The following is a 13,521-nucleotide window of genomic DNA, read 5'->3' on the forward strand; positions in this document are numbered from 1 at the left end:
ACAGAAAAAAATCAAAAAGATATCTCTAAAGCGAGAGAAGGGGTAAAACCAGGTAGAGTTTTTCTATTTCTGTTGTAGGAAGTATTGTTAGACGACAGAAGCTGGGGACTTAAAGTATAATAAACAGGGTTAGCACGGTCCAGCATATTTACAAGATCAATTTTCGTCTCAAGTTGAATACCTGAACTGAGCATGACAGAGTAATTAAAACCGATGTCTAATCTAAGGAAATATGGTAAAGTTGTATTCTCCGGAGAAGAAAGATCATAACTTCCAAAATTTGTCTCTCCATGAATGCCCAGGTAATCGTAATAGGCTTTGTTGTATGCCCAATACCTAACAGGAGTCCATTCGAGATTTAAAAGGGCATTGAAATTATTGAAAGCGTTCCAATTAATGAATGAAGACAGGGAGTAGGGTTCACTCCATTCTGTATGAACCATTTCCTCATCGAATCGATCATCGATCCTTTCTTTTGATATATTGACCTGATGGGTCAGGTTTACAGTAAGTTTGGGCTCTTCAAAAACGAATTTTGTTGATAAGGAAATACCATATGCAAAGCCTTCAGATCTTGAAAAATAAGAATTCTGATCTTCAAGGATATTACCAGGCAGTACCTGTGGTTTAAGAAGTTCATGATAATTCAATCGCCAGTTTACAGGTTTCCACTTATAGTAAGATTCAATACTTAACATAAAATAATCTGAAGCAGAAACGGACCACGAAAATGCCGTATGATAGGCTTTTGGAACCTCAGTGGTTTGATCGTTGGCCTGCCAAAACTTATAGGAGGGAACTAATGCACTTGGACCAAAACTGGCAAGATCGAATCGATTGATAAATTGACGGTAAACACCGGCTGAAAATTTAAATGCCTGGTAACCTATTTTCGTCTCTTCTGTCAGAAACTCTGCTGAAAACCTTGGCTCAAAATAGAATGACCTATTATTAGCTAAAAAGGTGCCACGAGCCCCCAGATCAATTTTCGTGTGATTAGTGAAATTATGGGTCAGATTCCCAAATGAACTTAAGATATAAGAGGTCTTCGAAGTAGTTGTTGGAAAGTAAAACAGGTCAGTCAGGCTAAAGTCGTAAGTAACTACTTTTGGATCTAAACCAATTTTGAATACACTATTTGTATTAATGTTATAAGTTAGACCGGTTTCCAGACTATACTCAGAGATATTGTTTTCATTGGCACTTACGCTGTTCATTGTATTTAGGTCCGAGAAATACTCAAATGCAGCCTTTGGGCCAATGCCATTCTGGGAAAGGGAGTCATCACCGATCATCCTATAATCGTTCTCAAATCTTGATAAGGTGTAATATACTTTTATCCAATAATCTGAACGGGCATTTAAGACACCTCTATGCTCAACATTGATCATGGCATTATTTTGATCTGAAAGGTCTTCAGAAAAAACATAATAAGGTTGTTGGGAAACAACATTGCGTCTTTCTGAAAGAAGGCGTGTATCGATGTAGCTTTTACCAATATATGCTGAGATATCAGTGTTGGAATATTGGGCTTTTCTATTTATTGCAAAATGTATGTCATAGAACAGAACGTCAGAATCCTGAACCATTGAATTATAATGTGCAATATCATTTGTGCTACCCATAATGAAGTTTTGGAGAAGTGGGTCTAATTGATTCCATTGATCGAAGGTGTTGTTCAATTCTGGGGCTTCATACACATCCCATAGGTTGATACGGGCAGCAGTCATTGAGCTCCATTTACTATCCGAAGAAAAAGGTAATTCAAGTCGTGTGTTTACCGCGTAAGGGTCGGCCTGAAACGTTGTCAATGAGTTTTTACGGTCTTTGATATCATGGCTAAAATCCACAAATCCTGAAAGTGAACTTCCCTTGTCGGCACTAAATCCTGATTTTGAAATATTTATTCTATCAATTGCGTATGGACTAAATATTCCAAAGGTGTTTCCAGCAATAGTTGAATTATAGATGGGAACACCATCCAGTTTAACAGTATGATCTCTTGAATCGCTTCCCTGGATATTGAAATTCTGTTGTCCTGCTGAATAGGATATACCGGGAAACGCCTTAAGTGAACGAACTACATTTCTGTCTGTTCCAACATAATTGTCTTCAATGGTGCTATAACTGGTTCCCTTTTGCTTGTTACTTGAACCCATTACAGGAGAGTAAGAGCTTACAATAAGAGGTTCCATCAAGTAACTTTTGGGTTGTAACTCAATAACAGTAAGCCCTTCTGAATCCGGTCCTATAATAACGCTGCTTTGTTTGGATTCGTAACCAATATAAGTGGCTCGAACTTCATATTCTCCCGAGATCAATGACGAGATATTAAAATAGCCATTTCGATTTGTTGAAGTTGCACCTCTTGCATCAGTTAAAAATATGGTAGCATTGACCAATGGTTCTCCGGTTTCTGCATCCCTAACATAACCCGCAAGACTCCCATAGTCGGTTCTTTTGTTGGGAGAGGAGGTTATGACATATGTCCCGGTTGAAAGAATGACATAATCAAGATTTGAAAAGGAAAGGATCTTTTTAAGGATCTCATCCACCGGTTTGTTGCGTTCATCCAGATAAACAGGGGCCTGAAGATCGATCTTGGAATCGTAAGCTATATCAATATGTGAAATATTAGATAACTCGATAAGTGCATCCTCAATACTTACATTTCTCAGTGTTAAGGAATATAATCTTGAGTCTTCACTGGCAGATTGTGCAAAAGCAGTCTTAGAGATAAACAAAATTGTTAGTATGAGAAAAAATGTCCTCATATTAACTTTCAGTGATCTTGAACCCATTATGAGTTTTTTGATAACTCAATCCTTTGATCGTACAAATATCCTGTATAATTGACTCAGGGTCTTTTGGATCATGGTAAAAAGCAGTAATACTTTCTTGATCAGCAGCAAAACCTTTATCAAGGTCGATCGTTACGTCAAATCGTCTTTCAAGTATCCCAAATGCATTTAACAGAGTCTCATTTTGAAATGCTATGTTGTTAGACAACCACGCAAGCCTCTTATCAAGTTCAAAAGTAGAAGAGATAATCTCTGAAGATTCATTAATGATGGCACTTTCATTTCCTTGTAGGATCATTGATTCACTGCCACTCTTTTCTTTGATTTCAACAGAACCTTCAATAACGGTCAGTTTAACTTTTGGACCGGTCTTTTCATCCCAGTCAGATAAGTTGAATTCTGTTCCTAATACTTTAATTGAACTATTAACAGTATTTACTGTAAATGGTTTATCAGGATCACTTTCCACATCAAAATAACCTTCCCCTGAAAGGGTCACTTCTCTGGCCATATAGTTATATAGCCTTGAGTAGCTAAATTCTGAACCACTATTAAGTGTGATAGAGGTTCCATCAGGTAAATTTACTGTTGCAAATTCTGCATTTGGAACTTCGACAGTTATCGGAATGGATAAAAAGAATAACATTCCAATAAAGGTGATAGATGCTGCTATAGACATTAACTTCCAATTAAAGGAATAGCCTTTATCAGGTTCTGTATCACGTTCAACATCATCATCTAGTTGTTGAAGAACGTTTTCCAGGGCACCTTCAACTTCAGATTCAGAAAGGGATATCTTCTTATTTTCAGAAAGACGGTAATTCTCTAAGTCATCACTGAGTTCATCCGGTAGGGACTCATTGTCCTTACCTCTTGAACCGTCGTGTTTGTGTATATTCATAAAGCAATTTCTATATCACGTCTATTAAATATCTCATATTCTTCCCGTAATGTATTACATGCAGAAACAATATGATTGTTAACTGTTCTGGCTGAGATATTCATGACCTCAGCTATCTCATCGTGTTGCAAACCGTCAAATCTGCTCAATTCAAAAGCTTCCCGTTGTCTCTCAGGAAGTTTTTTTATGAGTTGTTCTATGATCTGTACTGTTTGCTCAATGTAAGAGTCATTCTTGTTTTGTTCTTGATGAATAATCAGGGCATTCAAAGAGCGATCATTATCGTCAAGCGATTCAAATCTGCTCATGTGATCTCTTATATGATTTAGGCTTAGATTGCGAACGATCGTAAACATATAGGATCTCAATGATTTTGAAGGATCCAACTGTTCACGATTTTTCCAGAGCTTGATAAAAGCTTCCTGAACTAAATCACATGCCTGATCTTTGGATTTAACATATCGATAAGCAAATCGAACGTAGTGCTCGTAACAGGCTCGAAAGAACTCAGAGTAGCTTTTTTTACTCCCATCTTTGATTGCATTACTCCACTCGGTAAACTGATTATCGGTGATGTCTTCCATATTTGTACAGTTAATACACGTGAAAATAGTCTTATGACTATGTCGAATTAACTGAAATGAAAAAAAAACCGTTCTGTTTATCCCAAAGTTTTTCTAATACGATTGATCAAAGCCTCATAATAAGCGGGATATTCTGCTTTATGATCCTCGAATGGTTCAATATGGATACGTTTATAACCTAAATGATCAGCTTGGCGAAAACGGTCATATAATTCTTTTGAAAATCGTTTTAAATCACTATGATAACAGATCACATTGTCTTGATTTATGTCAGGTGCTGATTGCATTAAATACATAGTATGATCATTAAAGGCACTTACACCTTTGTATACTACATGTGCTTCCGGTTTATAATGTGAATACTTCTGGCCGGGGCTTTTAGGTGTCTCATCATTGGTTGAATACTCTTCAATCACCTTAAATCCTGAAACAGATTCGAGTTCATCAGTACCTATCTTACCGGGCCGCATCACGGTAATATGATTTTCATCAAAACCAATTACAGTAGACTCCAGGCCTACATTTGTGGATCCGCCGTCAATAACCGGAAAGTCATTCCCAAAATCTTGCTTTACATGTTCAGGGCGGGTTGGACTTGGTTTACCGGAACGATTAGCGCTGGGGGCAACCAGGGGACCTGTCTGTCTTATAAAATCAAGTGCTAAGGGGTGGGAGGGAATCCGAATTGCAACCGTTTGTAATCCTGCAGTGACAGAATCCAGAACCTCGCTCTTTTTCGCTAATACAAAAGTGAGAGGGCCAGGCCAGAAATGTTTCATAAGTAATTTTGCAACTTCAGGTATTTCCTTGACAAATGTTTCTGCCTCTTCAATGTTTGCAATGTGAACAATTAGGGGGTTGTCGGCAGGTCTGCCTTTGGTCTCAAAGATCTTTTGTATAGCCTCAGGATTCCATGCATCTGCTCCCAGCCCATACACAGTTTCCGTAGGGAAAGCCACGATACCGCCTTCTTTTATGATTTTTACAAATGGAGAAAGATCAGACATGGGCTTCCGTTTTATTTAAATGTTTAAGAAATAATAAAGCTTCTTTAATATCGGGTATCTCCTGAACCACAAAGCGTACAGTATCTTTCTTTTGAATGACCTGAAATTTATCCTGTTTGAGATGCTCAATACTTTCAAGGATCTCCTGAAATTTACCGGAATCAAAGAAGTTTTTTCCGGCATCGGAATCTTGTTTAGGGCAGACCATCCACATCCTATCGGCTCTGATCGTTACTTTAGTGAAAAAATTGAGCGAAGCAAATAATTTAATTTTACTGGCTAGTATCAGATAGTTTGTTTCTTTTGGTATGGGGCCAAATCTATCCTTGATCTCTTCCTGCCATTCGTCAATTTGTTCGGGGGTATCAGCTTTTGAAAGTTTACGGTAAAGGTTAAGTCTTTCTACATTATCTGATACATAATCCTGAGGCAGAAGGGCTGTTTCATCAAATTCAACGGTGGTCTCCGGCCGCTCGATCTCAATATCAACATCATCGAACATATCACTGAATTCTGTTTGCTTCAGTTCGTTTACCGCATCATTGAGGATCTTGGTGTATAGGTCAAAACCAATATCGTTGATAAAACCGCTTTGTTCTGCACCTAGAATATCTCCGGCTCCCCGAATATCAAGGTCACGCATTGCAATGTTGAATCCGGAACCAAGGTCAGAGAATTCCTCAAGTGCAAGTAGACGTTTTCTCGCTTCAGGAGTTAAAGTATTGATTGGAGTCGTGAATAGGTAACAGAATGCTTTACGATTTGATCGCCCCACACGCCCCCTAAGCTGGTGCAGCTCAGCCAGCCCGAAGTGATTGGCATGATTGATGATGATGGTGTTAGCATTGGCTATATCGATACCATTTTCCACAATATTCGTTGAAACGAGTACATCAAATTTATGCTGATAAAAGTCGTTGATGATCTTTTCAAGCTGGGAGCCACTCATTTGTCCGTGACCAAACCGAACCCGAATATCAGGTACGAGACGGCGGACCATTTCAGCTATTTCTTCAATATTCTTGACTCTATTATGGATGAAGAAAACCTGACCGCCTCTTGAAACTTCCTGAAGTATGACATCACGGATCAATTCTTCATCAAAACTATGAATTTCGGTATAAACAGGCTGTCGGTTGGGAGGAGGGGTATTGATCACGCTTAGGTCACGTGCGCCCATCAGTGAAAACTGAAGAGTTCTGGGTATGGGTGTGGCTGTTAATGTAAGTACGTCGACAGTAGCTCTGAATTTTTTAAGTTTTTCTTTTGCGGAAACTCCAAATCGCTGTTCCTCATCCACAATGATCAAACCAAGGTCTTTGAACTTAACATCCTTGGAAAGCAGTCGGTGGGTTCCTATCACGATATCAACTTCACCATCTTCAAGATCATTGATCACCTTTTTCTGTTTCTTTGAACTTCGGAACCTTGAAAGGGATTCGATCCGTACAGGAAATTTCTCCATCCGCTTTATGAATGTCTTGGCATGCTGTTCTGCAAGAATTGTTGTAGGCACGAGAACAGCTACCTGTTTATGATCTAAAACAGCTTTAAAAGCAGCGCGCACTGCCACTTCTGTTTTGCCAAAACCTACATCTCCACAGATAAGCCGGTCCATGGGGTGTTTGCTTTGCATATCTGATTTTACAGATTGAATAGCCTCATACTGATCCGGGGTTTCTTCGTATTCAAAATTTGCTTCTAACTCTATTTGCCATTCGTTATCTGGTGAAAAGTCATATGCTTCCTGAGCTTTTCGTTTGGCATATAACTGGATCAATTCTCTAGCTATATCCTTGACCTTCTTTTTGGTCTGAGCCTTTTTCCGGGCCCACGAGCCTGATCCCAATTTAGTGATCCTCGGAGCTGTGCCTTCCTTACCGGAATATTTTTGCAGCTTATGCAAGCTTGTAACATTAACATACAAAGTGGAATCATCCTTGTATTGAAGTACAACCACTTCCTGCTCAGTATTCTTAACATTGATCTTTTTAAAACCAAGGAACTTGCCTATACCATAATCAACATGAACCACGAAATCTCCCATGCTGAGGTCCTTTAGTTCCTTAAAGGAAATACCGCCATGAAATTTCCTTCTTTTTGTTTTGGGACGGTGATATCGATTGAATATCTGGTGATCTGTATAAGCCGCAATGCCTGCAGGTGGATAAACAAACCCTTCATGGAGAGTCTCAACAGTCAGTATATAATTGAAGTCATCGGAAGCTTCTCCTAATAGTTCTTCAAAACGGTCCTGCTGTCCTTCATTGTCACAAAGAATGACCGTTGTCAGGCCATTCTCTGTGTTTTTCGTGATCTCTTCCCGAAGCAGCTTGAAATTACCATGGAAATCCGGCTGGGGCTTTGCTTCCAGTGTTACGGTCTTTTCATCTTTTGCAGACGCATTTACATCAGCAACGTATAGTGAATCTTCAAAACGGTCCAATTCATCTTCAAATAACTCCATTGACATAAAGAGCTCTTCCGGAAGATCAAGGGAACCGTTATCGCCGTACTCTTCATATGCATTCTCGGCTTTTTTATATAGATCATCGATTCTTGAGACGATAAAAGTTCTGTCTGAAGTGATCAAAAGGGTTCTCTCATCAAAATAAGAGAGAAAACCGGCTTTGGTTTTATCCGGAAGATTGGTCAGATCAGGAATAATACGGGCTTCATTCAAAAAAGCGATCGATCTTTGTGAATCAGCATCAAATTCCCTGATGGTATCCAGTTCATTCCCAAAGAATTCAAGTCGGAGTGGGTATTCACCTGAGAATGGGAACACATCAACTATCCCTCCGCGTACTGCAAATTCACCGGGTTCATCCACAAATTTTACGGGATCATAGCCTTGTTCGACCAGGTCTTCACGTAGTTTTTCAGGGTCGATCTCTTCACCTTTTTTAAGTCTGATACTGACTTCATCAAGGGCAGAGGGTGGGGCTACTTTTTCAAAGATGGCTTCAGCTGATGTAATAACGATCTTATGGTTATTTTCAGTGACTTCTTGAAGGGCCTCAGATCGCTGAACCAACAGGGCTGTGTCCCTTAGCTGTTGATTATCATAGGGTTTGTTATTCGAGGAAGGAAATAATATTACTTTCTTATTTTGTGTGATAGCATTCAGATCGGCATGCATAAAACGAGCACCTTCATCCGATTCTGATATTACTATGATATTGTCATAGTATGCATATAAGGCATCGATAAGAAAACTGTTCAATGCTCCTATACTTTTCTTTAAAGTGATGGAAGAGTCAGAACGTAACCTGGAGTAGATATTCTTAAAAACATCTGACCTTTTAAGTTGCTCTCTTATGAATGAAATGCTCATCTAAAAAGTGGTGGTGACTTTATAATTTTGTTTATTCAACAAAGATAAAGCGAAAGGAATTAGTATGTAATCTTAATTCTTTAAGATTACAATCGATTATCAGAAAGAAGAAAACCTAATCGAGGGGTGTGATAGTCTGTGTGTATGTTATTTTGATCATAAATGACAAGCCAAACAGTATTAAAGACATTCCGAGATAAAAAGGGTATTTATCCTCATAATCGGTATAGATAAGTTCTTCTACTTCGGTTCTCTCAAGTTCATCAATTTCATCATATATACTCTCAAGTTGTTCGCTGTCCGTGGCCCTGAAATAACGGCCTCCTGTCAATTCAGCAACTTGTGTAAGCATCTCTTCATCAATATTGACCTGTACATTTTGGTAACGACGGCCAAATATCGGATCCTGAATAGGGTAGGGAGCTGTTCCTCTGGTTCCTGCACCAATGGTATATATCTTGATGCCATAGGTCAGAGCAAGGTCTGCAGCTGTAACAGGGTCGATCTCTCCGGAGTTATTTTGACCATCTGTCAGTAAGATCACAACTTTACTTTCTGCCGGACTTTCTTTCATTCTATTCACAGCCGTTGCGATGCCCATTCCAATGGCGGTGCCATCCTGAATTTCACCCATTTCAAGGTCATCGATCAGCCTCTTGAGTAACCGGTAATCAAGGGTGGGGGGGACGACCGTAAAACTTTTCATTGCAAATGTAACCAACCCAATTCTGTCTGTTTCACGTTTATCTACAAAATCTTTGGCAACTTGTCGTGCAGCTTCAAAACGATTGGGTTTCAGGTCTTCAGCAAGCATAGATGTTGACATATCCAAAACCATAACGATGTCAATGCCTTCTGCATTACGCTCAACCGTGGTGAGTCTTTCCTGCGGCCGGGCAAGGGCAACGATCAGGAATACTAAGCCTGTCCATTTTAATAATGATTGTACCCAGTGCAAGTGCGCTTTCCAGTTGCCGGGAAGATCACCAAGCAGTTCAAGAGAGGAAAATGAAAATGTAGATTGTTTACCTGTAAAAAAGCGGTATATGTATAACCCTATTAAAACAGGTATAATGATGAGTGCCCAAAACCAATATGGATTTGCAAATTCCATTAAATTTCCTTTTTGCTATTCGGTTCTTCTTCATCAGCTGATGCGTATTTGCTATCATATTCAGCTTTCATCCTTCCCACACGAGACGCATCAGTGAGTTTAGCTCTTTCTAAAAACTCATGAGCTTCATGATATGTTTTCCAGGCATCATCAAGGGTAGGGGTGAATTTAGCAAATTTTACAAGGTCCGCTTTGCTAAGTATACTTCTTGTTTTTTCTGTCAGAATATCGTCAACTCCATACGCATCAAGATATCTAATCAACTCACCGGTTGTGGATTCAAGTGCAGGGATCTTATAAAGTTCTTCAAAATAGGTTCTAATGGCATCACCGATCTGACTATAGAATAACTTGAAGTCTTTAGTCTGTTCAACTTTCGTTTCTTTTTTGATTAGAAAAAGATCTTTTTCAAGTTCTTTGACCGGATCATAAAAGATGGGAATCACTGGCTTTTGAGTCTTAATCTCTTCAGTACCTTGCTCTCTAATTTTAAACCACCATATAAGGAAACCTGTTAATGCAATAAGCGCCAAGATCCATGGCCACCATGGGCGTGGAAACTTATAATTTGGCTTCATTGGTTTTAATGTGCTATCACCCTCGGCAACAATGGTCCTGAAATATATAGTAACAGGATCTGTGTACAATGTCGATGTATCAGATTCACTGATTATTGTCAATGGAAGGGAGGGGATCTGAAGATCTTCATTTCCAAAAAATTGAAGTTCGTATATCAAACTATCTGAAAATTCGGAAAGTTTGAACTGTTTTCGGTTTAGGACCTCAACTGATGATGGGAATGAGTTGGTGTCCGGAAACTGAACGCTTTCATATTCTTCATCTAGTTGTAAGAGTAATGAATAGTTGAAAGTGTCGCCAATTCGAAGAGAATCAGTATCAACTTGTGTTCGTACTGATTGTGCCTGAATATGTCCTGAAAATAAAATAGATAGTGCGACAATTAAGAACGATGCACATCGGTTCAACAGGAGTTTTTTCATTTATGGTAATAGCGACTGATTAATAATTAATGTGGTCAGAAAATATCACTTTGAGATGTAAATATTTTACAAAACTAAAAGTATACATCTGTTTATGAAAGTACCCTATTAATTCTTATTATTTTCTGCGACAATTTAAAAAAATCTACAGTACACGTTGAAGGAAAAGATCAGATCTAAATGGGGGCTCAGTGCGTTAACGCTATGTTTGGTGGTTATATCCGTATTGATCCTTAATTTTACCGGTAATGAACCTGCTCCCGATTTTACCATCACAGAAAATAATGTAATTGAGATCAAGGAAGATGTTCAGCTCGATTCCTATGGTTTTAATATTATTGATGCTGAACTAGAAGAAGGTCGGGTTAAACGTAACCAAAGTTTATACCTTATTCTTCGAGACCTGGATGTTTCTCCCCAAACCATTTATGAGATCAATAGAGAATCAAAAGGGGTGTTTCAAAGTAACCGTGTGAAACCGGGTCAGCGATACATTGTTTATAAGGATGCTGATACATCTCAACCTTACCGCCTGATCCTACATGATGATGCTCTCAATTATGTCATTTTTGAATGGGAAGATGATATAAGGGTCAATTCTGGACAAAAAGAAATCACCAAGGAGATTTCTGAAGCTTACGGAGTTATAAGCTCATCGCTGTATGAGTCTCTTGTAGAGCAGGATAAGAATATTCTTATTGCTAACCGTTTGAGTGAGATATTTGCATGGCAAATAGATTTTTTCAGGTTATATCCCGGTGACAACTATAAATTGATATACGAAAAACAATTCGTTGATGGAAAACCATACGGTATCGGGGAGATCCTTGCAGCTGAATTTGAACATAATGGTAGAAAATATGATGCTTTTTACTTTAATAGTGATGAAAACAATGGCTTCTACGATAGTGAAGGCAATGGAGTTCAAAAAGCATTACTTAAAGCTCCGTTCAAATTCTCCCAAAGAATAAGTTCTTCTTTTAACAGAAATCGTTTTCACCCGGTTTTAAAAAGAAGAATGCCACATAATGGAGTGGATTATGCAGCTCCGATAGGTACCCCTGTATTATCTGTTGGTGATGGTGAAGTAACAGAGGCACAGTATAGAGGGGCAAATGGAAACATAGTCAAGGTTCGACATAATGGAACTTACACGACGGCCTATCTTCATTTAAATGGATTTGCCAGGGGAATCACACCCGGTACCAGGGTAAGACAAGGACAGGTGATAGGATATGTTGGCAAAACCGGCCGTGTAACGGGCGTGCACCTGCATTATATGGTTTATGTGAATGGCCGGCCGGTAAATCCCATGAACATTGACCTTCCACCATCTAAAGCCATAGGTGATTCAGATAGAGATGAATTTGAAACCTTGGTTGAACACTTGAAACAGCAACTAACAGGTATTGACGAGTCAGAGAATGTAGCTGCAGTCATGTCAAAAGATTGATTTTGATTAGATAAGATCAGTAACGGCTTCCTCGTCTCTGGAAAAAATTCATTAAAGGCTTTACATAAGATTCATTGGTTTTCACTTCAACTGCATCGATCTTCATTTTTAGCATCATATCGTGCAGATAGGCTTTTTGTTTCATCCGATTGATCTTATAAGCTTTTCTTACTTTAGTACTTGAAGTATCCACGATCTTTTCAGCACCGGTTTCAGCATCTTTCATTTTAACTAAGCCGAGATCAGGTAGCTCATCCTCATATTGGTCGTTTATGATAATACTGACCAGATCATGCTTTTGATTTGTGATCCTTAGCTGTTTATCAAAATCTTTGTCCATAAAGTCGGATGCCAGTACAACAATGGCTCTTCTGTCAAGTAAGCGGTTGATATAGGAAAGTCCATCTGCTATATCTGTCCCTTTGCCAGTTGGTTTAGTGGTGTACATTTCTCGGATTAGTCTCAATACATGAGTTCTTCCCTTTTTAGGAGGGACGACTTTTTCAATATGATCGCTAAATAATACAAGTCCTACCTTATCACTGTTTTTAATAGCACTGAAAGCCAATACCGCGCAGATCTCGATAGCCAGGTCCATTTTACTTTGGTTTATGGTACCAAAGGTCCCACTTTGGGAAATATCAATGCAAAGCATCAGGGTTTGCTCTCTTTCCTCTTCAAAGATCTTTATAAATGGGTCACCTGTTCGTGCGGTTACGTTCCAATCGATTTGGCGAATGTCATCACCGTAGGTATAAGCCCTGACCTCAGAAAACTCCATTCCACGACCTTTAAATGCAGATTGGTATTCACCACCAAAAAGAGAGTTTACTATTCCCTTGGTTTGGATCTCGAGTTTTCGAATTTTTTTTAAAATTTCCTTTGGGATCATATCGTGTGTTTTATAACCGCACCAAATATAATAAACGGTAGCTTTAATAGAGAATCATAAAAAGTAAAATCTACCCTTAGTTTGATCAAGTCTGAGCGTATTTGATCTACCTCTAGGTCTGATGGCTCCCAGTCCATCTGACCGATTGGTGGATTCGAGCTGCCAAAACTGTCATGCATTCATGTCAAGGCTCCCAAACCTAATTCATCGATCAGACCGATAATCGGTCAGATCGAGTTCGTTGTGATTTCACCTTTATAGACTTGGCAGTTTAATCCGGTTTTTATTAATCTTTTGTATGGAATTTTATCCGGGGCATAGCTATCACGTGTACAATCAGGGTAATAACAAGCAAAAGATTTTCTTTGAGACAAAAAATTACCTGTATTTCATTGAGAAAATGGAATATCACCTAACCCCACATGTTGAGA

At 38.9% G+C, this 13,521-nt stretch carries 9 protein-coding genes; 1 reads left to right on the forward strand and 8 read right to left on the reverse strand.

Translation table 11 applies throughout. From position 1 onward, the window contains the following. Positions 1-11: 11 nt before the first annotated feature. From AC13FX_RS12745 to AC13FX_RS12775, 7 genes are all read right to left on the reverse strand, one after another. A complete protein-coding gene (locus tag AC13FX_RS12745; RefSeq protein ID WP_482881132.1) occupies positions 12-2,744 on the reverse strand; it encodes a carboxypeptidase-like regulatory domain-containing protein in 2,733 nt (910 codons plus the stop codon). Between the two features lie 31 nt (positions 2,745-2,775). Beyond that, positions 2,776-3,702, reverse strand: a complete 927-nt coding sequence (locus AC13FX_RS12750) for a FecR family protein (protein ID WP_482881133.1) — start codon at positions 3,700-3,702, stop codon at positions 2,776-2,778. Next, positions 3,699-4,286, reverse strand: coding sequence for an RNA polymerase sigma-70 factor (locus AC13FX_RS12755; RefSeq protein ID WP_482881134.1), 588 nt, complete (start codon positions 4,284-4,286; stop codon positions 3,699-3,701). The genes AC13FX_RS12750 and AC13FX_RS12755 overlap by 4 nt, the downstream gene beginning before the upstream one ends. A gap of 77 nt (positions 4,287-4,363) precedes the next feature. Then, complete coding sequence (locus AC13FX_RS12760) at positions 4,364-5,293, reverse strand: L-threonylcarbamoyladenylate synthase (RefSeq protein ID WP_482881136.1); 930 nt, start codon at positions 5,291-5,293, stop codon at positions 4,364-4,366. Next, positions 5,286-8,630: a transcription-repair coupling factor gene (gene mfd, locus AC13FX_RS12765; protein ID WP_482881138.1), complete on the reverse strand. Its 3,345-nt coding sequence runs from the start codon at positions 8,628-8,630 to the stop codon at positions 5,286-5,288. The genes AC13FX_RS12760 and mfd overlap by 8 nt, the downstream gene beginning before the upstream one ends. Before the next feature lie 115 nt (positions 8,631-8,745). Next, positions 8,746-9,744, reverse strand: coding sequence for a vWA domain-containing protein (locus AC13FX_RS12770; RefSeq protein WP_482881139.1), 999 nt, complete (start codon positions 9,742-9,744; stop codon positions 8,746-8,748). After that, positions 9,744-10,745 carry a hypothetical protein gene (locus AC13FX_RS12775; RefSeq protein WP_482881140.1) on the reverse strand — a complete coding sequence of 334 codons (1,002 nt, stop codon included), beginning with the start codon at positions 10,743-10,745 and terminating at the stop codon, positions 9,744-9,746. The genes AC13FX_RS12770 and AC13FX_RS12775 overlap by 1 nt, the downstream gene beginning before the upstream one ends. Before the next feature lie 157 nt (positions 10,746-10,902). On the opposite strand from AC13FX_RS12775, the gene AC13FX_RS12780 reads away from it, so the two are divergent. Then, the gene (locus tag AC13FX_RS12780; RefSeq protein ID WP_482881141.1) at positions 10,903-12,198 is read left to right on the forward strand and encodes a peptidoglycan DD-metalloendopeptidase family protein; all 1,296 of its coding nucleotides are present in this window, start codon (positions 10,903-10,905) and stop codon (positions 12,196-12,198) included. Between the two features lie 16 nt (positions 12,199-12,214). Here AC13FX_RS12780 and AC13FX_RS12785 read toward each other — a convergent pair whose 3' ends face one another. Next, positions 12,215-13,090 (reverse strand): DUF58 domain-containing protein, encoded by an 876-nt coding sequence (locus tag AC13FX_RS12785; protein WP_482881143.1) that lies wholly within the window; start codon positions 13,088-13,090, stop codon positions 12,215-12,217. Between the last annotated feature and the right edge of the window lie 431 nt (positions 13,091-13,521).

The sequence above is a fragment of the Gracilimonas sp. B-17 genome, assembly GCF_056857935.1.

Excerpts from the sequence above, each read along its gene's own strand:
- AC13FX_RS12785 (WP_482881143.1), bottom strand. The coding sequence starts at position 13,090 with ATGATCCCAAAGGAAATTTTAAAAAAAATTCGAAAACTCGAGATCCAA.
- mfd (WP_482881138.1), bottom strand. The coding sequence starts at position 8,630 with ATGAGCATTTCATTCATAAGAGAGCAACTTAAAAGGTCAGATGTTTTT.
- AC13FX_RS12775 (WP_482881140.1), bottom strand. The coding sequence starts at position 10,745 with ATGAAAAAACTCCTGTTGAACCGATGTGCATCGTTCTTAATTGTCGCA.
- AC13FX_RS12750 (WP_482881133.1), bottom strand. The coding sequence starts at position 3,702 with ATGAATATACACAAACACGACGGTTCAAGAGGTAAGGACAATGAGTCC.
- AC13FX_RS12755 (WP_482881134.1), bottom strand. The coding sequence starts at position 4,286 with ATGGAAGACATCACCGATAATCAGTTTACCGAGTGGAGTAATGCAATC.
- AC13FX_RS12770 (WP_482881139.1), bottom strand. The coding sequence starts at position 9,744 with ATGGAATTTGCAAATCCATATTGGTTTTGGGCACTCATCATTATACCT.
- AC13FX_RS12760 (WP_482881136.1), bottom strand. The coding sequence starts at position 5,293 with ATGTCTGATCTTTCTCCATTTGTAAAAATCATAAAAGAAGGCGGTATC.